The organism is Salinivibrio sp. ML290 (genome assembly GCF_001995695.1).
GTDB classification, from domain to species: domain Bacteria; phylum Pseudomonadota; class Gammaproteobacteria; order Enterobacterales; family Vibrionaceae; genus Salinivibrio; species Salinivibrio siamensis.
In genome coordinates, this window is record NZ_MUEY01000003.1 from 311,127 (window position 1) to 333,767 (window position 22,641).

The following is a 22,641-nucleotide window of genomic DNA, read 5'->3' on the forward strand; positions in this document are numbered from 1 at the left end:
GCAGGCTGTTTTTGTTATGCGTTTAGCCTAGAACTTGTGTCATGCCTGCCAAGTGGTGCCAATAGCCGTTGCAATCGTGGTTGAGCGGTTGCGGGTTATTGCCTGCTTGGTTAGCACGGAATTTGTCTACCCAGTGCAAGGTGTCAAGCGACAGTGGACTTAACCGCACCACATCCACCAGCCCTTGCATCGACGGTAAATCGTTAATGAGATTCGCGCACTGCCCAGACTGAGTTTGAATGCCGTTCAGCACAAATACCGCTTGACCCTCTTGGGATTCCGTTAACCGTCCATTGGGATAGTTGAGGCAGCACAGCTCGCAGTCATCTTTGGCGCGGTTTTCTGAGCGCGCAGTAAAACAGCGTGCCGAATAAGCCAGTGGTAAGTAACCATAGCCAGTGACCTCCACCTCAAACTGATCGCGAATACCCAGTGCATCGCAGCCGTTCAACATATTCACCAACCAATCGCGCGAAAGCTCCACCGGCATCACCCAGCGTGTCATGCCTAAGTCGACAAATTGCTTTAATGTTTGCGGGTTATAGCAATTGATGGCGGCCCCCACCACAAAGGGCTGTCGACGCTCACTTAAAAACTGCACCGCGCTCACGTCATTCGCTTCAATGCGAATATCATCATTGTCACAGTAGCGTTTTAGCATGCTCAGCTCTGAGGGCGCTTCAATCAGTGCCATGGTCGAGAGCACCACTTGTTTACCAGACTCAGCCAGCTCACGCGCGAGCCCGATCCAGTCTTTGGTTTTCAGCTCTCGCCGCTTGGCACAGACGGTTTCACCGAGATAAATCACATCGGCTTGGCTGTCTGCTGCCGCTTGATAAAAGGCTTCAACCTCAGCCTTGGGCCAGTAATACAGGATCGGCCCGAGAGAAAATTGCATCATAATTCCTTATTGCCACTTGCGATGGTAAGCACCCAAACTGGTTTGCACCCCTTCAGAAAGACTATCGAGCGAGTGCGCCCAATCCGGTGCAATATCAAACGCATCAGGGTTTGCGACACAGCGATCAATCGCTTGACGCCATACCCGTGCAACTTGCTCCACATACGCAGGACTGCGCTGACGACCTTCGATTTTGACCGACTTGATCCCGGCGCGATAAAGCTCAGGCAGGACACTTAAGGTGTTCAAACTGGTGGGCTCTTCCAGTGCGTGATAGCGGTTGCCGTCAACACAGAAACGACCTTTGCACAGGGTGGGATATCCCGCTTTTTCATCGGCTTGGTACCGATCAATCAAGACGCCATTTAAGCGCGACTCCAGCCCTTGCTCAGTATCTTGCCAGCGCACGAATGCCGCCGGCGAGCAAGCGCCCACGGTATTGGGCGATTGGCCAGTAAGATAAGACGATAAATAGCAGCGCCCTTCGGCCATAATGCACAGGCTGCCGAAGGCAAATACCTCTAAATCGACGCCGGTATCGCGTGCCAGTTGTTTAACCTGATGAATAGACAGCACCCGCGGCAATACCACCCGTTTAACGCCATATTGCTGCTGATAGAAACGGATCGCCCCAGCGTTGGTGGCGGATGCTTGAACAGAAAGGTGTATATCCAAATTGGGATAGGTGTTAGCGGCGTAATCTAAACAGGCCATGTCAGCGAGGATCAGCGCATCAGCGCCATTTCCGGCGGCGCTATCAATCGCATATTGCCAACGGCGCCAACCATCAGGATGGGCAAAGGTATTAATGGCAACGTGCAAGTCTTTGCCGTGGTCATGTACATACTGACTGGCACGCTGCAATTTGCTGTCGGTGAAGTTCAGCCCCGCAAAATGGCGCGCATTGGTATCGTCTTTTAAGCCGACATACACCGCATCGGCGCCATGTTCGATCGCTTTTTTAACCGCCGGAATATTGCCCGCCGGACAAAGGAGCTCCATAACATTGCATTCCATTTTATGATTGTCCGGCTAAGATAAGGGCGTTGCCAATGTGGGGGGTTGATGTGTATCAAGCTCACTTCTCCATGATGATAAAAATCGCGATAAATGACGCTGTTGGCACAAAAACTCCTCTTATTTTTGACTCGGATCCAATGGCGGAGCATTCAACCTCGCTACTCTAGTGGCATTCAACCATTGGCACCAAAGGAAAGCCAAATGCTCGTTAACCCAATCACCCAACAACCCCTTGCCCTGCCACTGCCTCAGCCAGCTCTGATTACACCAGGGCTAAAAGCCATCACTCAGTTACCATATGGGCTGCAAGCTCAGATGCTGACCAAAGTCATGAATACCGCTTTTGCGGTGCCTCTGGCAGAGGACGAGTTCGATTTTCTTGCTGGCCGTACCATTCGCATTGGCTTGCGCGATCTCAACGCCAATTGGTTCGTATCACTGAACGAAGACAACCAATTATTGGTACGTTTATCGGGGGAAGAAGACGCCAGTATCGAGGGAGATTGGTTAGCGTTTTTGAAAATGGCGACTCACTATTGCGATCCGGATACGCTGTTTTTCCAGCGCCAACTCAGTATCAGTGGTGATACCGAACTCGGACTGCATGTGAAAAACTTACTTGATAGCCTCGAAATCGACACCCTACCCAAACCACTGGCACGCTCACTGACGTTAAGCCATCACTACCTCACTAAACTCGCGTTGTAGTTGTCACGCTTTTCAAGTATCTGACCCATCAATGGGAGCTTGAATATCATGCTGCCAGCAGCTTGCTAAGTGATCGATAAAGTGGCGTACGACAGGCTGTTGATAACTACGCGATAAATAGACCGCCCACAGTGCGCTGGGCGGTAAGCGATAATCAGTCAGCAAGGGTATCAATTCCCCTTGCTTCACATAGGGATTGGCTAAATCACATGGCACACGGACAATCCCTTTTCCCATTCGCGCCGCATTGACCAAGGTGCCTAAGTCGTTGGCGTGAATCGGCCCACTCACTCTTACCTCTTCTCGGCGATTGTCTTTAATAAACTGCCAATGATCACCGCTGACATGAATTAAGCACGGGTGATCACTGAGATCGCTCGGGTGATTAGGCTGCGACGCGCTGGCTATATATGCCGGTGATGCACACACTATAGAATCGATGGCTATGAGTTTGCGGGCAATTAAATGTTCATCCGGCTGAGGTGTGAAGCGCAGCGCAATATCGACCCGCTCATCCACTAAGGGCGTAAATTGGTCGGAGGCAATCACTTCAATGACGACCTCTGGATGCGCATCGGTAAATTGCGTTACTGGCGCAACAAGGATCCCTTGCGCTAACCCGATTGGCGCAGCAACTCGAATACGACCGGTTAAGGCGCCCTGTAATCGTCCAGTCGTCAACGTTAACGCCGCCGCTTCGTCCAAAATACGCTGGCAATGACCATAGGCTTGCTCACCGGCATACGTTAAGCTGACTTTACGCGTTGTCCGATGCAACAGACGCTGCGAAAGCCATTGCTCGACTTCTTGCACATGCCTTGAAACCTGCAAACGCGTTAGCCCGAGTTGTTCGGCCGCCCGCGTAAAGCTTTTGCAATTGGCCACCTCTACAAAACTACGTATTGCCGTTAGCCTATCCATATTGTCTCTATAATTGATACAAACTGTATCTATTATGATTATTTATCCAATAAATGAAAGCTAATAAGCTACGTCCATCCAAGCAATCACAGCATGAGGAAGACAATATGAAAATCGCAATTATTGGTGCAACAGGTTGGATCGGTAGCCAAATCGTCGAAGAAGCGCGTCATCGTGGGCATGAGGTTATTGCTCTTGTCCGTCAGCCAGAAAAAGTGACCCGCGACGATGTCGAAGTACGTCAATTCGACTTGCTGGATAATCATCACTCTGTACAACAGGCCGTTGCTGACGCTGATGCAGTCATTGCCGCCGTGGGCGGGCGCGCTGCAGGCAACCATGAGATGGTGGCAACCAGCGCTAAGCGCTTAATTGACGAATTACCCGCGGCTAACGTCAAACGTTTACTTTGGGTCGGAGGTGCTGGCTCGCTAGAAGTTGCACCGGGAGTCGAGCTGGTCAGCCTGCCCGACTTCCCTGACGCTTATAAAGCAGAAGCGCTCGCTCAAGGCGACGCTTTGAAGGTATTCCGTGAGCACGCCCATACCCTAGATTGGACGTTCGTCAGCCCTGCTGCGGAGATTTTCCCGGGCGACAAAATAGGCCGCTATCGCGTTGGCGCGGATACCTTGCTTACCGATGACCATGGTGACAGCAAAATCAGCGTTGCTGACTATGCTATCGCGATGATCGACGAACTGGAAAGTGGCGCCCACCGTCGCCAACGTATCGGTGTGGCTTACTAATCCAAGCTCATTGCCCAGCGTGCTCACCCGCCAACCAAGGTTGCGTGAGTGAGACCGTCTGGGCATTAAAATCGTACGCCATTCGCTACGCCTTTCGTCACCCGTTAATCGGTCACGTCCAGAAAATAATACTGGCTAACGTCGCAAATAAAACCAAAAGATTCAAAAAGATGATGAGCGGCATGGTTGCTTTGATGGGTTTGTAGCAATAAGCAAGCGGCTTGGCGGGCACGAGCCTCCTTGAGAGCGTGCGAGATTAATGCCCGTGCGATACCTTGTCGCCGTGAATCCGGCTGCACGTACAAATCGTTAATAATTAAGCCACGGCGTGCCCTCGCTAGCGAATATAAAGGCGTTAGGTGGATAAATCCCACCAAGGATGATTGGCGAGAAGCGATCAGTATACACGTATCTTGCTCACGCAACCGCTGCTCAGTATACGCCCTTGTTTGACTGAGCGGCGGACGAATCGCAAGCCAGCGCTGATATTGGTCAAATAACACGGTGAGGGCATCTAGATCATTTAACTCCGCTTTCGCTATATGCAACATTCTTTCTCTACCGCAGCGCTATGGTTACTTTTCAGTGTAAGCGCCATCACGACGTTCTGCTGCCAACACCTCAACAGACGAGCATAGAGAGCAAAATATATTTCTTCACACTACGTTGAAATCGCCCACAGTATCTGGGTTGATATGAACACCAACATAAAAAGTTATAGTGCATAAAGTGCGATAAATAAGGCGGCTAAACGCCGCCTCAGTATATGCCGACCCCTGCAAGGATATAGAAGAATCGTTTGGCTAGGTCCGTGTTGCGTCGTGTTCTGATTACGCTATTGAGCGGGTGCGATACCACTTTACTGTAACAGGCGCGAGCTCTTTTAACGCGTTACGCACCATGACAAATGGCACTTTGATGAAGTAGAACGACATCAACACCATCATCATAGGATCTGCATAAACCGCATAATCCGACCAAGGTGAATGCGCCACTAACCAAGCACCTAGAAAGCCCAAGGTGACCGCCAGACTTAATAAGGTGTCCATTTGCCACTGGCGCGATTCCGCCTCCACCAACTGGCTTTGCCCTGTTTGGTTTTTGCGTGCAATCATCCACCATCCGTAACCACAACCCACTACGTTGACAATACCAAACAGCACCGCCAATGACGGGTTAACCGCACGCCCACCCTCGACTAAGGACGAGACTGCTTCATACAGAGAATAACTTACCAGCAGCAAAATCACGGCGCCTTTAATGGCGACAACGAGCGGTGTCAGCAGCGCACGTGTGATCGGCCGTGCGTAACGCGAGTGGATATACCACGACGCGCCCAGTGACAACAAAGTTAACACTAGACTAATCAACGAGTAGATACCGTCGAACATAATCACTAAAGAGCCAGCAATCCATCCAACGGCAAGGCCGGCGATGGCAAACCCCAATGCAAGAAGGGCCGAAAACACTAATACTGACTTTTCATTGATCACGTTTTGAAAAGACATAAAACACCAAAAGTAGAAAACACGCACATATTCTTGGTGCGACTGCGCCGCTTTACAAACACGAACTTGCTGACATTTTCACCACCCTGCTAAGGGAAAAATTAAAGTCGTTTTATTTCAATGGTTTATGCGTAAAAATCACTGTCAACATTTCTGACAGTGAGTGTTCTAAACAAATTTTAGTTATGAGATAGCGCTAAATCGCATTTTGCTTGCATATAACTTTTACGCATACTAAATCTAAATTTAGATTCTTTATGGACTAAAAGATGAGAAAAGGCGTGTTACTCGCGGCAATTAGCTTGCAGCTTTTCCTCGCGATGACCAGCACAGGATGGTGGCAGTTTGGTGCGGCACTCAGTGCGTTTCTGTTGGTCGCGGTATTACGTTTGCCTCAGGACACGCCGCATGAGTGAACCTGAGGCAACGACGGAGACTAGGCAGCTAGCAGCAGCCAAGCAAGCGATGTACAGGAGATAATCACCCACAGTGCGACACCAAACAATAAGGGTTTGGAGCCTGCCGCGCGTAGCTGGGTGACAGAAATACTGCAGCCGATTAAGAATAAACACACCACTAATACTTGCTTTGAGATGGCGAAAATCACTTCATAGATGGGTTGCGCTTGGACAAAAACATCACTGATACCAATCGCTAGACAATAAAAAACGATAAAGTAAGGAATCGTGATTTTTTTAGCGTGGCTGCGAAACATGAGTGCGCTAACAAACGCCACAGGCACAATCCATAATGCGCGCGCAAGTTTGAGGGTGGTCGCAGTGGTTAGTGCTTGCTCACCATAAGCGGACGCCGCACCCACCACTGATGATGTATCATGAATCGCGATCGCCGCCCAGGTTCCAAACGTGTGCTGATCTAAGCCCAGTGCATGTCCTACCATGGGAAACACAAACAGCGCCAATGAATTCAACACAAACACCGTGCCTAACGCGAGACCAATTTGTTTATCATCCGCATTGATAGCGGGCGAAACAGCTGCGATTGCACTGCCGCCACAAATCGCAGTGCCTGAGGCAATCAGGTGACCAGTCTTTTTATCCAGCCCCATAAGTTTGCCCAGTAATGTGCCAAAAATCAGCGTGCCTGCAATGGTGGCAATAATCAGCCCTATCCCATCGCCTGTCACGGCGAGCGCCTCTTGCAGCGGGATACCAAACCCCAGACCCACAATCGAATAAGCCAGTAACTTTTTGGTGATTTTCGTGAGCGGAATTGCACTTGGCACCCAGCCTAGGGAGGTCAGCAAAAAACCCAATACCAATGCAATCGGCGAGCTCACCCAAGGGGTTAAACAGGCTAACACAGCCAATGAAAAAGGAAGATAACGCGTGTATGCGGTCATAATGATGCTCGGTGAAATTCAGTGACGGCATTGTAGCGCTCAGTGATTGTTCAGAAAATCTTAAACTTTTTAACCTGGGTTAAGTTTTGCTTAATATGTATTGCAAGGCATTGAAAAACAATCATCGAGGCGCACATTTAGAAATCAAACAAGTAATTGGTAATGCTATCACTCAGCCATTGGATCCCAGGATGCTCGGCCATCCCTGAGGCGGTGAATAGGCAGTAGTCTTCTTGGGTTAAGCCATAGGTGTGTTTGATCACCGCTAAGCGCTGTTCTCGTAAGTATTGCCGGATCAGCGGCTCAGGCAACACGCCCCACGCTTCTTCTTGTAAGATGGTATTGAGCATATATTCAAAGCTCGAAAAGCCAATATAACGGCGTGAGAAAGGCTGCAGCTCGGGATTGTCTTTTTCATTGAGATAGACCATTACCGCTTGCATGGCATTACGCAGTTGATCATCACTGACCCGACGCAGTCGACTCAACGGGTGCTCGCTGTTGCACACCGACAWCATGCGAATTTTACCCAACGGCTGATAGTTGATGCGCGGATCGTCAATGCGCTCGTAGTCCACTCCAAACGCAAAGTCGACTTGTTGGGTTTCAACCAAATTGGCCAAATCACCGCTCGAGGCCAAGACTAGGTTGAAGGACGTCGCCGTAAAGCGCTTATTGAGCTGATGCGCCCAGTCCTGCCAAAGCTGATCGGGGATCGCATCATCACGCGCGATCCACACTTCGGCATTAAAGCCCGCGTTCGCTTGCTCGCACGTACGACGAATGCGGGCCGCGGTGACCGATATACTCTCGAAATCTTTGTACACAGCTTTGCCGATTTCCGACAGTGTTAGACGGTTACCGGTGCGATCGAACAATTCGGCGTTGAGTGATTGTTCTAGCGCTTTAATCGCCATGCTCAACCGTGAACGATTCACATCCAGCTGACGTGCAGCTTCAGACACCGAGCCAGTCTCTGCGACTGCACAAAACGCATCAATTTGGGTTAGATTCATGCCACCCTCCTCACGCTATCCTACCGGAGCGCGGCAAAGACACAAAGCGCTATTACCACTTGTCAGCGCTCTTTGACGTTCAGCGATTATGCATTATTATTAGCGACTTATTGCATATCAGAAGACGCTAAGCTCTCTGTGCTTGAGGCTAGACAAAATAAGAATCGTTTATTTGTGATAGAAGATAGATAGGGATAACGAAAGTGCTATGGTGCCCCGGGCCGGACTTGAACCGGCACAGCGCGAACGCCGAGGGATTTTAAATCCCTTGTGTCTACCAATTCCACCACCAGGGCAACGCAGTTATGCGTGGTAGCACCATAGTCCGCAGACTGCGCTGCGAACGTGGGTGTACTTTAATGAAATTTAACCCGAGGTCAATAGCCCTTTTATTCTTTTTGATTCAGATGGTTGAAAAGCAGACAGACTCAACAACCTGACGTCGCATATAACAGCTTATGTCGGGTTATGGGCAAATTGGTGTTTCGCCACCTTTTTGAGGAACCCTAAGTCCACCATGGTCGACATGTAGCTATGCGGCTTGCGCGTGACCTGATCTTGGATAAGCTGAATCATTCCGGCCTGACACCCTTGATCGTGATAGGTCTCAAGCACCTCATGCAGCGTCTTTTTATGGATGTCTTCGATCCAAAGCCCCGCCACATCGGCTCCCGCACCAAAGTGCAGCAATGCGATTTCTGGATCGCATTGATGCGCTACACCTACCGAATTATGCAATGCGACCATTTCATGAATCAGATCGGCCTGCTCCGCCGACAATCCTTGTTCCAATGCAAACGCTTGTGCAGCAATGGCGCCTTCGACTTCGAAGGTGTCTTGTTGGGCAACATAGTCGGTCAAGCCAATATCATGTAAGATTGCGCCAACAAAAAAGACTTCTTTATCAACACCTTGTTTTATTTTATGGTTCATCGCCAGACCAAACGCGTAGCTACGTAAGGAGTGGTTGACTAAAAATTCAGGGCTAAATTGTTTAACCAGTGCTAACGCCTGCTGACAGGCTTGGCTATCGGGGACAGTATAATGTGCCGGTGAAACATATGGCACGGCAGTACGCGTAATGGTCCGCTTCACTCTCTGCACTGCTCGGCTCATATCACTTTTGACAAATTGGCACACCATACAAGGCTTGGAGGGTCGAGGCTTAGTGCGTGTTAGCTTACGTGACATGACGTTTCCTGTGCTAGTGGGTGTTCCTGCTCGACCAACGGCACTGGCATGAACACACTATGTTAATGATTGCCTGACACTTTTGATGGCAGCAATCACAGTTGCATCCAAGTTATCACCATAGTCGTGTTTTTTGAAGCCAATGGCGACAGGGATCTGAGCCTCACTCAATTCTTTCGCAAGACGTTCAACCATCACCGCCATTTGCTCTTCGGTTTTATTGGCACAGAGCATGGTGTAGATATCTTCCCCTAATCGAGCGATATAGCCATCGTCATGTAAAACACCCTTGAGAATGGACACAAACAGAGTGGTCATTGCGGTATCTTTCAAATGCGTTGACTGGTTGCTCTGAGAAACATCAATAGCCACCACATGCACGGGCGTACCCACCGAACGGATATTGCTTCCTTCTTTTTCTAAATATAAAGACCAACCTAATCGATTAAGAAAACCGGTTTCATGATCTTTTAATTGTGAGGGTAAAAAACTCATTTGTTTTCGCGACAAGTCGATGTTTTGCAGCTCAAGCTGTAATAGCGTTGAAAGTAATTTAGAGACAAGCTCGATGGTTTCCAACCCGTCAGGCGGGATGCGATCGACCGGTTCGGTGTCTATCGCGCACAAGGTGCCAAATAAGTTACCATCCGAATAGCAAACAGGGATCCCAATATACGACTTAATATTCTCCGCTTGATAGATTGGCGCGTTCACATACGCGGGGACACTGTCAACGTCAGGCGCCCAGCGCGGTCCTTCACCCTGCACCATACGACTGCACATTGAATCGCTCCACGTGAGTGTGGTCAATTCATCGATACCGTATTTGCTCCCTTCTACCTGTAAGATGACCCATTGATCTTCATGCTTACGGGTCATCATCCACGTACCGTAGCCAAACTTTTTATTCAAATACTTGAGTGTATCGCGACTCGCTTTTTCAAAGTGCTCAAAAGGAATTTGGTCTTGCGTGTTGATATGTATCACATCGCGCCTCTTACATTCATTGAATGATTTTTTCTTCCCGCAGATCGGTTTCGATTGCGGTCATCATTGCACTTATTTCGGTAAACACGGCTTTTACTTGTTCGAGATCGTGACTGCTTTTTTCGATAACTCGGAATAACTCGCTCAAACGCATCGCCCCACTTGATGCAGATGCACCTTTTGCCCCATGTGCAATGGCTCTTATTCTTTCATCGTCGGCCCCGACAATGGCCTGCTCAAGCGCATTGACATCCGCCGACACGCCGTCCCAAAACATAGACAATATAGCGCGCTTCATTTCCTGATCTGAGCTGCCAATGACTTTCTCGAGCTGACGGTCATCGATGAGTGCTTCGGTATGAGAGGCTTCTTCGCTGGTCTGAGTCAGCGTGGGCTCGCCCTCTCTTAACGCTCTTCCTCTCAGACGTAATGCCAACACGCGCTTGAGTGTCTCAAGCTCAACAGGTTTGGAAATATAATCATCCATCCCCGCTTGCAGGCAGTGATCCGCTTCTCCCACAAGTGCATTCGCGGTGATGGCAATAATTAAGGTACGCTCGCGATTATCTTCTGCCTCTAGCCGCCTTATCTCAGCCGCTAATTCAAAACCATCCATTTCAGGCATATGACAGTCTGTTAAGAGCATCGCGTACTCCCCTTGATGCCATTTCTCAAGTGCTTCTTTGCCGTCTGATGTCATTTCAAATGAATAACCAAGCTGTTTTAGCTGCTTAGCGAGGACAAGCTGGTTAGTTGGCTGATCTTCTGCACATAAAATGGTGCCACACACCTGTGCATCTAACTGACTGCTATAGGCAAAGGCATTGCTATATACCGCTTCATTCCAATCAACATCCGGGCTTTCAAGCCCGCACATCACTGCAGCGCCGAGCACAAACTCACTGGGTTTAAGGGGGTACCGGTTTAACCGATACGGCCCTGGATGCCGATAAGCATCGTTTCCACCAAAATCATTCCCCAACAACAGGCACCGCATACCTTGATGTCTTTGCAAAATACTTGCATCTGTTGTCACCGCAATCATAGTATCCGGATTCCAGTTGGCCGGCACCGTCGCCTTAGCATCCAGAATCTCGCCAGGACATAAGCTTTCAAGTAATGCTAAACAGGTATTTTTGAGCGGCTCATGGTCGATAAATACGACGAAAGAAAACGCGGAAAACGGATAACGCCGGCTGGTTTCATGAGTTTTGACGCTGCTAGGCGCAGGTACTCGCACTATAAACTCACTGCCTTTACCAAACTCACTCTCAACCGCAATATCGCCACCCATCATATCGACAAATGACTTGGAAATACTCAATCCTAGGCCCGTTCCGCCGTATCGCCGAGTGGTGGAACTATCCGCTTGTGTAAAGGGTTTGAACAGTTTATCCATCTGCTCGTGCGTCATGCCGACGCCAGTATCTTGGATGCTCAATGTAAGCATCTGACTGTCATGACAATATGCTGTTTTGACAAAGACATGGCCTCCCTCTTTTTCTTTGCTGGTGAACTTAATGGCGTTCCCCAGTAAGTTAAGAAGAATTTGGCGTACTCGCACCGGGTCAACCAAGATAAAGTCAGGGGTAGCGTAGTCATGTGAGAAAAAGAGCTCGACGCCCTTTTGGTCAGCACTAATCCATAGTGCGTCTAAGGTTTTCTCAATTAGGTCGAGCACGTTAACATCGGTCGGATCGAGCTCCATCTGTCCTGATTCGATTTTGGAAAAGTCGAGAATATCGTTGATTATTTCAAGTAAAGAGAACGAAGAATCTCGAATCGTCGACACCATTTTGGATTGCTCTGGCTCCAGAGGCGTTTCTTTTAATAAGTCCACCATGCCAATCACACCATTCATGGGCGTTCTAATTTCATGGCTCATAGTGGCTAAAAAGCGAGATTTTGCCTCGTTGGCTTTTCTCGCCATGACCGATTCTTTCTCTAGCTTGGCTTGTGTCTGTCGCTCATGTGTAATGTCTAAATTGATGCCAAAGAGCATTTCTCGTCCCGACTGCTCATCTTTCACCACATTGCCCGCGGCTTTAATCCAACTGACCCTCTGAGTCTGAGGGTGGATCACGCGAAACTCGGCATTAAAGACATTGCTATCGTTTAGTGCTGTTTCTACTTCTTTGATCGCATGTTGACGATCATCGGGATGAAGGCATGCCTGCCAGACCTCGTAATTCACTGGCGCTTCAGGTGCAATCCCATATAGGCGATACATGTTAGCGTCCCACTTAAGCTCCCCCGTGGTAACATCCATTGACCAATTGCAAATCCCGCCTGCATCAGATGCTAGCTGCATACCGCGAAGCAACTCATCTCGCGCCCTTTTTGCTGAGAGCAGCTCGCCTTCTATCGCTTTGCGCTGACTAATATCTTCCAGCGCAGCAATGAAGTACTTGGTCGCACCATTTTCATCGAGCACTGTCGCGACCGATACCGTGGCCCACAGCACCTCTCCGTCTTGCTTAATATATTGTTTATCCATCGAAAACGATCGGCTCTCGCCCGAGGCAAGTTGAGTGACGTGTTTGATACTTGCTGATAAGTGGTCTGGATGAGTGATGTCTTGATAGCTTAATTGCAACAGCGCTTCTTGGTTATATCCGAGCAATTCACTCATTCTGTCATTGACCTCAATAAAGTTTCCCTCTAGGTCAACACGACATATACCCACTGCCGCCTGATCAAAAGCAGTTCTATAGATGACTTCTCTTTCTTTTAGCGCATCTTGAAGACGTTGCTCTCGCTGCTTAACGTCCTCCTCTACGGTGATATCTTTAATCACACCGACAAACCCCTGGGTATCGCCAAACCAAGTTTCGCCAACGGATACCTCAATGGGGAATTCACGCCCGGATTTATGCAAACCCTGTAGTTTTCGTGGTGTGCCAATCAGCTTTTTACTCCCTGTTAACTGGTACTGACTTATAAATCCATCATGGTCAGCTTTATACTTATCTGGCATCAAAATAGAGACATTTTCTCCCACCAGCTCTTCACGGATTCGTCCAAATATAAGCTCCAATGAGCGGTTAACTTCAAGGATATTACCCCGCGTATCGATCACCACCATGCCATCAAGTGCAGTGTCAAACACCGTCCTCAAACGCCCTTCGGATTCTTGTAAGTCTTGCGTTCGGCGCTGTATTTCTTGTTCGAGTTTAAGTTTCGCCTCATCTTCTGCCTGTTTGAGGTCGGTAATGTCCGACTGCATCCCAATATAATGGGTTAACGAGCCCACTTCATCAAAGATGGGATCGAGGCGTAGATTATTATAAAAAAGCGTGCCGTCTTTTTTATAATTGCGCACGACGACGGAGCAAGATAAGGCATTTTTAAGGGCATAGCGGAGGCGATCAAACTCTGGCTGATCACGATCATCGGCCTGCAAAAAACGACAGTTTTTGCCCACCACTTCTTTCGAGCTATACCCTGTTAAGGTCTCAAACGCTTTATTGGCATAAATAATGGGGTAATCTGCAAGCCTAACATCAGAGACAATGATGCCTGTTGCCGTCGCTTCGATAGCGCGACTTTGAATATCCAACTGGAAGCGCTGCTCTTCGGTTTCTCTGATTAAGCTTTCTCGCTCGCTCACCATATCACGCAGTTTGAGCAGTTCACTGGCCATGACCCCAACTTCATCGCCTCGGTCTCGCTGCGGTAGGGAAAAGTTATGCTCGCCCCGCGCCAATTTTCGCACCGCGGTACTCAGCTGCCCTAAAGGTTTGAAAACTTGTCGTGATACATAAAAGGCCAGCAGTACAATCAACGACAGCAGCGTGGCAGTCATGATAAACGAATTTTTATACAGATTATTGGGCGCAAGCAGCGCTTCTCCAACTTCGACGCGGATCATCGCTGACCAACCCAGTCCTGGATAATCATACGCACCTTCGGTATGAGCAAACCCCGTGACCTGATCCACTTGTTTTCGATAGTGTGTTGAGATGTTTGACCCCGTTAATCCAGCGACGGCTAATCTCGCCCCTTCGACACCATTCGTCGCCAAGTTTAATTTACCCAGAACTTGAAAGTCCCTTTGATACGTTGATTCATTTTGTCCTACAGGATCATAATCAACGATAATACGGCCCTGGCGGTCTAAGAGGGTTAATTCCGCACTAACGAGCCCGCGTTTGGCGAGTAAGTCGTAGCTTTCGGCCACAATGGATTCGACCGTAGAAAAATCGACCACATTGACCCATATACCGACAGGCCGATTCGCGGTATTACGGATCACAGACGCAAAAATCATGTCGTAAGAGGAAGCATTGGATCCGAAAATAAAACGCTCTGGCCCGGTTACATACGTACTATTCGGTTGTTCGGGGGCGAGGGTTTGGCCGTTAAGGATCTCATTAAACCAAACACTGTTCATAATTTGTGCTTTGGAAAGGTCAAGAGGCGCGAGCGATTTACCATGCTTATTTTGATTATTTATCGCCAGTAATTCGCCCTCCATACTTACTATCGCAATGCGACGGTAGACTTTGTAATTAGCGATTAACTCGTTAAGGTTTCTTACCGTATTGTCATTTACTTGGCGGTTACTCAGACTATCTGATTCAATACTTCCTAAAGACAAAGGAAACGCGCGTGCATCGTGATACCTTTCAAAAAGATTCCTTTCAATCAATCGAATCAGTAGTGCTGCTTCTCGCTCTATGTTAGTTAATGTGCTTTCTTGAAGCAGTTCGCGGCCTTTCCAAGAGACCACAGTAACAGATGCCAACATTAAACCGCCCAGCATCAGCAAAATAATAGGTAGCTTCACAGAAAACTTCATTCACGATTCCCACCCTGAATACTGGCTGAACGCCAATCAAATACACTCAGTGGCTCTGGTTTGGCGTAAAAGTAGCCTTGCCCAATGTCACATCCCAGTGCTTTAACAAAGTCACACACCTCTTGATTCTCAATCCCCTCCGCCACCACGTTTACCCCGATTGCTTTTGCGAGTTGAATACTTTGTTCAACCACAGCCGCAGATTTTGTATTCGATAAACAATCAAGCACAAAGCGCTTGTCCACTTTGAGCTCATCAAAAGGAATCGAATGCAGTTGGGCAATGGACGAATAACCCGTGCCAAAATCATCGATGGATAATTTAAACTTCATCATTTTTAAGCGCAGCATTTGGGTGTCAATGGTCGCCTGATCAGTGGTAAAAGCCGTCTCTGTTAGCTCGCAGATCACTTGCTCTGGACGCAATTGATACTTGGCGGTTGTTGCTTGTAACCACTGTGGAAAGTTTGCCGACTCCAACACTTTGGCGGATATATTGAAGGCAAATGATAAATTGCCGATATCTTTTCCATACTGATTGATATCGCTGTAAGCACACTCAATCACGCGTTTGGTGAGGTCAGTGATGCTCTCAAGATGTTTTTCTGCGGTGGGGATAAACTGGTCGGGAAAAACCATGCTGTCATCAGGTTTAAATAGGCGAGCCAAGACCTCAAACCCCTTAAGGCGACCAGAGGACAAGGAAATTTGCGGCTGGAAAAACGCGCTTAGCCCTCCTTTATCTATGTATCCTTTGAGTAACTTGGCAGTGAGCGGCGTTAGTGAGTGCGGCGCGTGGTTAGCCTCTGTGTCTAGTTCACGCTCACTGGCGCTCAGCAGTCGTTTGACTGTTGCAAATGAAAGCGGTTTGGCGACACATTCGATGATATTCAGTTGATAAAGGCGCGCCAAATTGGCGGTTGAGGCCAGCACTTCCTCCTCCTCGCCACTCATTAATATTATGGCGCCTGGGTAGGCTTGCGCATCCAAAAACTTGAGTACCTCAAACCCATCTTCGACCGGCATATTGAGATCGCAGAACACGCACCGGATCGAATGTGAGCTCAGGATCTTTCTCGCTTCCCGACCATTTTCGGCCTGATAAATTCTAGTGAAACCAAGGTTTTGAAGACATAGCGCCAGTGTGTGCCGAACCACTTGCTGATCATCAACAACTAATATTCCCTGTTGGAAGTCACTCACTCACGGCCCCTCTTCGCCCTTTAGAAAAGCAAACGCCTCAAGGTTTACCACCTCGTGCCTACTTTAGTACTATAGACCAACCATAACGGGTGCACTTGAGTGACAATCGACCTATACGACTAAAGTCTAGTGACGTGTGAAAAAGGGTAAGAGAAGGACGTTGAGCGTATATTCACTCGCCGATGTCGTTGAGAACCGCTTTCACGAACGGTGCTTTATGTTTTACGTAGCTGTCTTGTTCGTGAACGCCTGCTTTTAAAATGTTGCGCTTTTTTTCTTCGTACTCGGCGCGCACATCAGGGTTATCGAGCAAATACTGTTTGTATGCAATTTGACGATGATGTTCATCACTGTCTTTTTCAATCACGTGAGCATGAATCAAAAACCGCTCACCTTGATAGGTTACGGAGGCGTCTTTACGAGGGCGGTGTTCGGGAAACGGCTGCTTACTGTGCTGATCTTGAAAGCCTAGCGCGTAAAGATGGGTAATTGCGTTTTCTCGCTCTCCTGAGAAATAAAGAATAGATAAATCAATGATCCCTTTGCCACCGACTTTGGCTGATGTTGAACCAAAATGCAGTACCTCAATACGAGGTGTCGAGATATGGTCAGACAAGGCTTGGGCAACGTCTAAGTAAATAGGACGCCAAGGAGAGAAACTGGCGTCAACTAATTGGTAGGGCTCGAGTGTGATCATGTGGCACCTAAGGTAAAAAAGAATGCTGGTAAACACGAGTGAGTCGGCATGAGCGACACATTGACTCAAGTTAGTTGGCTATCGTACCAGCAGTTCCCATGCAAACAAATCACACCACCTTACTAGACGCCTTCCGCAAGCTTAGGGTTAGAACCGTATTGATTGTTATTTTGATCCCCTTCCAATGCACAAAGCACCAGCAGCGCAATCATCCCGATAATAGGAATGAATGAAATCAGCAGCCACCATGCAGAACGTCCCGTGTCATGCAAGCGCCTTGATGTAACGGCTAAGGTTGGCAGTAGTACCGCCAATGAGTACACAATGCTCAGCAACACCAGCCCCGTCGCTTCAGCGACAATATTTAGCGCCAAGGAGATGCAAAAGTTAACCAGAAAGAACATCCAATACTCTCGACGATGGGCGCGCCCTGAAAAAGTGACATAATTGCGCAGCACTTTTAAATACCATTCCATACGTAACCCTATTTTTAGTTGAAAGAAGTGTTCGCACGTATCATAGAACGGACTATCGAGTCAGTACTATTTCAGTGATAAGACATCCGACCGCTTTATCATCAGCTTGAGAAGCTTATCACTGATTCGCCACGTAATAGAAAGTTAACGGCAGCTAGCTTTGCAAACCCGCGGCATGCATCAAAAGCTTAAATAGCCAAGAAATAACCCCCAGTGCCGCCACACTGGCTATCCAGATCACGATTAACCAGAGCCAGCGCTGCCAAGCAGGTTTTGTCATGCCAACCATCAGTGATAAGCCTCATCCGGATTTACCTTGCCACTAAAGACGCGGTAGCTCCAATAGGTGTACATCAAAATAACTGGAATGATAAACACCGCGCCAACCAGCATAAATTGCAAGCTTTGTTGTGGTGAGGCAGCCTGCCAAATCGTGATCTTGGGTGGAATGATATGCGGCCAAATGCTGATGCCGAGGCCAATAAATCCGAGCAAAGTGACACACAGCGCCATGATAAATGGACGGTGATGAGCGTGATCAGGACGGGTACGCCAAAGGCGTAGCAAACAAAAAACCGTCAATAAAGGAACCGGGGAGAGCATTAGCAAATTTGGCAAACTAAACCAACGCTCCGCAATCCCCGGATAGGCGAGTGGTGTCCAAACACTGACTATCGCGATACTTACCGCCATCAACACGACGAGTCGACGACTAAGGTGGTACATACGCATTTGCAACGCATGCTCGGTTTTCATGATCAGCCAAGTAGCACCCAGTAAACCGTACGCAATGATCAAGCCTATCCCGCAGAAGATAGGAAACGGTGCCAACCAATCGAGTCCACCGCCGGCAAAAGCGCGTCCCTCGACAGGAAAGCCTTCAATCACCGCGCCTACAGTCACCCCTTGGAAAAAGGTGGCAAAAATCGACCCCGCCATAAAAGCGGTATCCCAAAAGCCATGATGGCCGGGTAACGCCTTGAACCGGAACTCAAACGCCACGCCGCGAAAAATAAGCGCTACCAACATTAGGGTGAGAGGGATCGTTAACGCATCGACAATCACGGCATACGCCAAAGGAAAAGCACCAAATAGTGCCGCCCCACCAAGGACTAACCAGGTTTCATTGCCATCCCAGACTGGAGCGACACTGTTAACCATCAAGTCGCGCTCTTCGCGTTGAGTGACAAACGGCATCAGAATACCGATCCCTAAATCAAATCCGTCCATCACGATATACATTAAGGTGGCAAACACGATGATGCCAAACCAAATCATTGCTAAATCCATGTTTCCCCCTTACACACGACCAGAGACAGTTAACGGTTCATGCGGCGTGTTATCGTGCTGATCCGGTCCTAATTTAATTTGATGGATCATATAGATGTACCCCAACCCAAAGACCAAGCCGTACACCACAAAGAAACTGATCAAGCTAATACTCATGTGCAAGTCACCGTGGGCAGACACCGCATCTTGGGTGCGTAAAAGGCCATGCACCACCCAAGGCTGACGCCCTACCTCAGTGGTTACCCAGCCTGCAAGAATCGCGACCAAACCTGCGGGTCCCATATAGAAAGCAAAACGAAGCAAACCTTGATGTTCATAAAGGCGACCTTTATAACGCTGCCACGCTCCCACTAGCCCAAGTGTGATCATCAATAGTCCTAAGCCCACCATCAGGCGAAACGCCCAGAAAACCACGGGCGAATTAGGTCGATCCTCAGCAGGAAATTCGTTTAGCGCAGGGATTTGCTCGGTCAAACTGTGTTTTAAGATCAGGCTACCCAAATAGGGAATTTCTACTTTATAGTGAGTGGTTTCCGCCTCCATATCTGGTAAGCCAAACAAAATGAGCGGTGTGGGCTCGCCGTGGCTGTTATCCCAATGCCCTTCCATCGCTGCTATTTTGGCAGGTTGATACTCCAAGGTGTTCAAGCCATGCAAATCACCAATAAAAGCCTGAATAGGCGCGGTGAATAACAGCATCCACATCGACATCGAAAACATCCGCTTCACCGCTGGGCTGCGCAGCCCTTTAAGCAGGTGCCACGCCGCCGATGCACCAACAAATAAGGCACTGGATAAAAACGCCGCGACGACCATATGCGCCAAGCGATAAGGGAAAGAGGGATTAAAGACCACCGCGAACCAATCCACAGGCACCACTTGACCATTAACCACTTCATGCCCTTGTGGCGTATGCATCCAACTGTTGGAGGCCAAAATCCAGAAGGCAGAGATCACCGTCCCCAGCGCGACCATAGACGTGGCGAAAAAGTGCAAGCGATCACCGACACGTTGCCAACCAAACAGCATGACGCCGAGAAAGCCGGCTTCTAAAAAGAAAGCGGTGAGTACCTCATAAGTCAGAAGGGGGCCAGTGATACTGCCCGCAAACTCGGAAAAGCCACTCCAGTTGGTGCCAAATTGGTATGCCATCACCAACCCAGACACCACGCCCATCCCAAAGTTGACCGCAAAAATTTTCGACCAGAAAAGATAAAGGGTTTTGTACTCCTGCTCGCGAGTTTTAAGCCATAGCCCCTCAAGCACCGCAAGGTAGCAGGCAAGGCCGATCGTAATCGCAGGAAAGATAATGTGAAAAGAAACCGTAAACGCGAATTGAATACGGGCCAACATAAAGGCATCAAGACCAAACATACGTGAAGTCCACTTTAGTAATTAGACCAACGCGCATGGTAGAAGCCCATTATTAATGTGCCCATATACAGACGGTTCAGATTAACCTATAACAGCCTGCTGACTACCGTGTTATAGTCTGAGCGGCCCAATAGACTGAAGGGGGTAAAGGTGTCTAAATATCAGAAGCTTAGTGAACAGATTAAACAGCAGATTCAAGCTGGCATTTGGCACGTGGGAGAAAAGCTTCCCTCACTGAGAAAACAGGCCGCCTATTCAGGTCTGAGCATAATGACAGTGCTCCAAGCCTATCAACAGCTAGAAAGCCAAGGGTGGATAGTTTCACAGCCCCGTTCAGGCTATCGTGTCGCTCCTCATGCCGCACTTAGCCAAAACCGAACGGATACAGCCCTCCATCCTGCTGAATCGGTCGATATTAATGACTATATTTTCGATGTCCTGCAAGCCAGTCGCTCTCCCGGCATGGCAAGCTATGGGCATGCCTATGTCGATCCCCTGCTCGCCCCTCGCCATCAAGTAAATCGCTCGCTCACCACTGCCGTGCGCTTTATGTCGATTCATAGCGTGGTCGATAATCTCCCGCCGGGTAATGCGCAACTGAGACACCTGATTGCCCAACGCTATGCAGCGCAGGGCATGCAAATCTCACCCGATGAGATAGTAATCACAGCAGGCGGATTGGATGCGTTAAATCTTAGCTTGCGTGCGGTCACGCAACCTGGCGATTGGGTCACAGTCGAAAGCCCCGCGTTTTACGGCGCGTTGCAAGCCCTTGAAAATCGCGGACTCAAAGCGATGGCAATCCGAACACATCCTACAGAGGGGATTGACATCGATGCACTTGAACGCGCCTTGCAAACACACCCAATTCGCGCTTGCTGGTTGATGAGCAATCATCAAAATCCGTTGGGGTACTCACTGTCAGATGAAAAGAAGGCGCGTCTTGCCGAACTCGTCAAGCGCTATCAGGTGTACTTAATCGAGGACGATGTCTATGGCGAACTCTATGATGGGGAACACAAACCGAAGCCCATTRAAGCGTTTGATAACAGCGGCCATGTTTTGCACTGCTCGTCTTTTTCAAAAACCTTGGCCGATGCGTTTCGCCTCGGTTGGGTAGCCGCTGGCGATCAAGCCCAGAAACTACAAAAGCTGCAGCTAATGAGCACGGTGACCACCAGCGTCCCCATTCAACTTGCTGTAGCCCACTACCTGCATAACCGAAACTATGAACATCACTTAAAGCAGCTTCGCCACACGCTTGCCGAGCGAAAGCGAGCGACGTGTCAGTTCCTTGTCGATCACTTGCCCCAAGCTGTGGAAGTCGTTAACAGCCCAGGCGGATACTTTTTATGGATAATCTTGCCCAAAGGCAGTGATACTACTGCCCTATACCACCTTGCGCTCAAACATCATATCAGTATCGCACCAGGGAACATGTTTGCGACACACGCACAGTTTGCCCATTGCTTTCGACTCAATGCCTCTTACCCACTCGATCATGCTCACCAAAATGCGCTGGCCACCTTATGTGATTTGATTGCACAGCACATTCAAGCCTTGGTAAGGCACTAAGATTGGTTGAGTAACCAAGTAAGGATGGCTTTCCGCGAGGTAGGGGTCGCCTGCTGATACCAATAACCCATCATCTGCAAAGCCTGACTTTGAGTGGTCGGCAGTACACCGCTTCCGTCACGATGCGCAAACGCCCAATCCGCAAAAGCGCTGCGTTCAGAGTCAGTCGCTTGCTGATACCAGTAGTCCACCATTTCTTCTGGTTTCTCTTTTGTGTCTTTCACTGAGATTGGCTGACTCGCGGATACAGCGGACTGGCTTTGTTGCCCTAAAACACGCGACGCCTCATCATTGGCCGCCATAAAGTAAGCGTTGGGAATCGACAATTGCACCCGATTTCCGCCCCCAGCACTATTGAAGGTATACGTAACCTGTGGTTCAGACCAATTGTTGGCAATGTCTGGGGAGAACGGAAATGATACATATTGCGTCGTCACACAGTGCTCCGTGCACGTTTCTGACGTTACTTGAGTATTTTCAAGCGGCAGCGTCTCACCATTGATGGTGACGGTTTCATACTCTTGATAATTCTTAAAATACGAGATTTCAGTCATCAATTTGGAAGGAGCCACGTCGGGGCCTGCTGACTTATCAACGGGATAATTCGCCACATAATTCGCACTTGCTTTAACGACATTCGCCCCAGACAAGACCTGAATGTCTGGCGTGATCGATTTCGTCACCACCTGCACATAGTGGCGACGCTCTTTCACTGAACTCGCAACATCATCAAACTGACTCGACGAATCAAAGCTAGTACAACCGACAATAAGTAGACAACTCGATGCGGTCACAAGACGGAAAGTTGCTTTCATACAGCCCCCTTACAGGAAGTTAAAAAAACCGGCCATCCTGGCCGGCAAAA

At 48.8% G+C, this 22,641-nt stretch carries 20 protein-coding genes, 1 tRNA gene and 1 pseudogene; 4 read left to right on the forward strand and 18 right to left on the reverse strand.

Translation table 11 applies throughout. The annotated features are described in order from the left end of the window. Positions 1-22: 22 nt before the first annotated feature. Together BZG23_RS05035 and ubiU are read right to left on the reverse strand one after the other, a co-directional pair. The gene (locus BZG23_RS05035; protein WP_077606322.1) at positions 23-898 is read right to left on the reverse strand and encodes a U32 family peptidase; all 876 of its coding nucleotides are present in this window, start codon (positions 896-898) and stop codon (positions 23-25) included. A gap of 9 nt (positions 899-907) precedes the next feature. After that, complete coding sequence (gene ubiU, locus BZG23_RS05040) at positions 908-1,903, reverse strand: ubiquinone anaerobic biosynthesis protein UbiU (protein WP_077606323.1); 996 nt, start codon at positions 1,901-1,903, stop codon at positions 908-910. A 219-nt stretch (positions 1,904-2,122) separates the two neighbouring features. Here ubiU and ubiT point away from each other — a divergent pair, with 219 nt between their 5' ends. Further along, positions 2,123-2,629 (forward strand): ubiquinone anaerobic biosynthesis accessory factor UbiT, encoded by a 507-nt coding sequence (ubiT, locus tag BZG23_RS05045; protein ID WP_158011359.1) that lies wholly within the window; start codon positions 2,123-2,125, stop codon positions 2,627-2,629. A gap of 12 nt (positions 2,630-2,641) precedes the next feature. On the opposite strand, the gene BZG23_RS05050 is transcribed toward ubiT, so the two are convergent. Further along, on the reverse strand, positions 2,642-3,550 hold the full coding sequence (locus BZG23_RS05050) for a LysR family transcriptional regulator (protein ID WP_077606325.1): 909 nt from the start codon (positions 3,548-3,550) through the stop codon (positions 2,642-2,644). 107 nt (positions 3,551-3,657) lie between these two features. Here BZG23_RS05050 and BZG23_RS05055 point away from each other — a divergent pair, with 107 nt between their 5' ends. Further along, on the forward strand, positions 3,658-4,296 hold the full coding sequence (locus tag BZG23_RS05055; protein WP_077606326.1) for an NAD(P)-dependent oxidoreductase: 639 nt from the start codon (positions 3,658-3,660) through the stop codon (positions 4,294-4,296). Between the two features lie 104 nt (positions 4,297-4,400). On the opposite strand, the gene BZG23_RS05060 is transcribed toward BZG23_RS05055, so the two are convergent. Then, positions 4,401-4,847, reverse strand: a complete 447-nt coding sequence (locus BZG23_RS05060) for a GNAT family N-acetyltransferase (protein WP_046073410.1) — start codon at positions 4,845-4,847, stop codon at positions 4,401-4,403. Between the two features lie 324 nt (positions 4,848-5,171). Next, positions 5,172-5,804 (reverse strand): annotated as a pseudogene (locus BZG23_RS05065) (cation transporter); the annotation flags it as partial. A 269-nt stretch (positions 5,805-6,073) separates the two neighbouring features. Here BZG23_RS05065 and BZG23_RS16575 point away from each other — a divergent pair. After that, positions 6,074-6,220 carry a hypothetical protein gene (locus BZG23_RS16575; protein WP_157891195.1) on the forward strand — a complete coding sequence of 49 codons (147 nt, stop codon included), beginning with the start codon at positions 6,074-6,076 and terminating at the stop codon, positions 6,218-6,220. Positions 6,221-6,240: 20 nt separating this feature from the next. On the opposite strand, the gene BZG23_RS05070 is transcribed toward BZG23_RS16575, so the two are convergent. The 12 genes from BZG23_RS05070 to BZG23_RS05125 form a co-directional block, all read right to left on the reverse strand. Next, positions 6,241-7,167 carry a YeiH family protein gene (locus BZG23_RS05070; RefSeq protein ID WP_077606328.1) on the reverse strand — a complete coding sequence of 309 codons (927 nt, stop codon included), beginning with the start codon at positions 7,165-7,167 and terminating at the stop codon, positions 6,241-6,243. Positions 7,168-7,304: 137 nt separating this feature from the next. Next, positions 7,305-8,183: a LysR family transcriptional regulator gene (locus tag BZG23_RS05075; RefSeq protein WP_077606329.1), complete on the reverse strand. Its 879-nt coding sequence runs from the start codon at positions 8,181-8,183 to the stop codon at positions 7,305-7,307. Between the two features lie 209 nt (positions 8,184-8,392). Then, positions 8,393-8,479: transfer RNA gene (locus tag BZG23_RS05080), tRNA-Leu, on the reverse strand. 160 nt (positions 8,480-8,639) lie between these two features. Continuing rightward, complete coding sequence (locus tag BZG23_RS05085; protein ID WP_197075723.1) at positions 8,640-9,278, reverse strand: HD domain-containing protein; 639 nt, start codon at positions 9,276-9,278, stop codon at positions 8,640-8,642. A gap of 153 nt (positions 9,279-9,431) precedes the next feature. Next, entirely contained in the window at positions 9,432-10,361 is a 930-nt protein-coding gene (locus BZG23_RS05090; RefSeq protein WP_077606330.1) for a sensor domain-containing diguanylate cyclase, read from the reverse strand. A gap of 16 nt (positions 10,362-10,377) precedes the next feature. Then, complete coding sequence (locus tag BZG23_RS05095; RefSeq protein ID WP_077606331.1) at positions 10,378-15,162, reverse strand: PAS domain S-box protein; 4,785 nt, start codon at positions 15,160-15,162, stop codon at positions 10,378-10,380. Continuing rightward, the gene (locus BZG23_RS05100; RefSeq protein WP_241837179.1) at positions 15,159-16,364 is read right to left on the reverse strand and encodes an EAL domain-containing response regulator; all 1,206 of its coding nucleotides are present in this window, start codon (positions 16,362-16,364) and stop codon (positions 15,159-15,161) included. The genes BZG23_RS05095 and BZG23_RS05100 overlap by 4 nt, the downstream gene beginning before the upstream one ends. A gap of 172 nt (positions 16,365-16,536) precedes the next feature. Further along, positions 16,537-17,061, reverse strand: coding sequence for a GrpB family protein (locus tag BZG23_RS05105; protein WP_046073415.1), 525 nt, complete (start codon positions 17,059-17,061; stop codon positions 16,537-16,539). A 122-nt stretch (positions 17,062-17,183) separates the two neighbouring features. Beyond that, positions 17,184-17,537: a DUF805 domain-containing protein gene (locus tag BZG23_RS05110; RefSeq protein WP_046073416.1), complete on the reverse strand. Its 354-nt coding sequence runs from the start codon at positions 17,535-17,537 to the stop codon at positions 17,184-17,186. Between the two features lie 154 nt (positions 17,538-17,691). After that, entirely contained in the window at positions 17,692-17,817 is a 126-nt protein-coding gene (locus BZG23_RS05115) for a DUF2474 domain-containing protein (RefSeq protein ID WP_241837180.1), read from the reverse strand. An 8-nt stretch (positions 17,818-17,825) separates the two neighbouring features. Next, complete coding sequence (gene cydB / locus BZG23_RS05120; RefSeq protein WP_077606333.1) at positions 17,826-18,827, reverse strand: cytochrome d ubiquinol oxidase subunit II; 1,002 nt, start codon at positions 18,825-18,827, stop codon at positions 17,826-17,828. Between the two features lie 9 nt (positions 18,828-18,836). After that, positions 18,837-20,201 (reverse strand): cytochrome ubiquinol oxidase subunit I, encoded by a 1,365-nt coding sequence (locus BZG23_RS05125; protein WP_077606334.1) that lies wholly within the window; start codon positions 20,199-20,201, stop codon positions 18,837-18,839. Between the two features lie 150 nt (positions 20,202-20,351). Between BZG23_RS05125 and BZG23_RS05130 the strand changes: the two genes are divergently transcribed. Then, on the forward strand, positions 20,352-21,776 hold the full coding sequence (locus tag BZG23_RS05130; RefSeq protein WP_077606335.1) for an aminotransferase-like domain-containing protein: 1,425 nt from the start codon (positions 20,352-20,354) through the stop codon (positions 21,774-21,776). Here the strand turns inward: BZG23_RS05130 and BZG23_RS05135 are convergent. After that, a complete protein-coding gene (locus BZG23_RS05135; RefSeq protein WP_077606336.1) occupies positions 21,773-22,591 on the reverse strand; it encodes a DUF2057 family protein in 819 nt (272 codons plus the stop codon). The two genes, BZG23_RS05130 and BZG23_RS05135, sit on opposite strands and share 4 nt — an antisense overlap. Positions 22,592-22,641 lie beyond the last annotated feature (50 nt).

Bases quoted from the DNA above. Each gene is read 5' to 3' on its own strand.
- BZG23_RS05035 (WP_077606322.1), bottom strand. From the start codon at position 898: ATGCAATTTTCTCTCGGGCCGATCCTGTATTACTGGCCCAAGGCTGAG.
- ubiU (WP_077606323.1), bottom strand. From the start codon at position 1,903: ATGGAGCTCCTTTGTCCGGCGGGCAATATTCCGGCGGTTAAAAAAGCG.
- ubiT (WP_158011359.1), top strand. From the start codon at position 2,123: ATGCTCGTTAACCCAATCACCCAACAACCCCTTGCCCTGCCACTGCCT.
- BZG23_RS05050 (WP_077606325.1), bottom strand. From the start codon at position 3,550: ATGGATAGGCTAACGGCAATACGTAGTTTTGTAGAGGTGGCCAATTGC.
- BZG23_RS05055 (WP_077606326.1), top strand. From the start codon at position 3,658: ATGAAAATCGCAATTATTGGTGCAACAGGTTGGATCGGTAGCCAAATC.
- BZG23_RS05060 (WP_046073410.1), bottom strand. From the start codon at position 4,847: ATGTTGCATATAGCGAAAGCGGAGTTAAATGATCTAGATGCCCTCACC.
- BZG23_RS16575 (WP_157891195.1), top strand. From the start codon at position 6,074: ATGAGAAAAGGCGTGTTACTCGCGGCAATTAGCTTGCAGCTTTTCCTC.
- BZG23_RS05070 (WP_077606328.1), bottom strand. From the start codon at position 7,167: ATGACCGCATACACGCGTTATCTTCCTTTTTCATTGGCTGTGTTAGCC.
- BZG23_RS05095 (WP_077606331.1), bottom strand. From the start codon at position 15,162: ATGAAGTTTTCTGTGAAGCTACCTATTATTTTGCTGATGCTGGGCGGT.
- BZG23_RS05105 (WP_046073415.1), bottom strand. From the start codon at position 17,061: ATGATCACACTCGAGCCCTACCAATTAGTTGACGCCAGTTTCTCTCCT.
- BZG23_RS05110 (WP_046073416.1), bottom strand. From the start codon at position 17,537: ATGGAATGGTATTTAAAAGTGCTGCGCAATTATGTCACTTTTTCAGGG.
- BZG23_RS05115 (WP_241837180.1), bottom strand. From the start codon at position 17,817: ATGACAAAACCTGCTTGGCAGCGCTGGCTCTGGTTAATCGTGATCTGG.
- cydB (WP_077606333.1), bottom strand. From the start codon at position 18,827: ATGGATTTAGCAATGATTTGGTTTGGCATCATCGTGTTTGCCACCTTA.
- BZG23_RS05125 (WP_077606334.1), bottom strand. From the start codon at position 20,201: ATGTTTGGTCTTGATGCCTTTATGTTGGCCCGTATTCAATTCGCGTTT.
- BZG23_RS05135 (WP_077606336.1), bottom strand. From the start codon at position 22,591: ATGAAAGCAACTTTCCGTCTTGTGACCGCATCGAGTTGTCTACTTATT.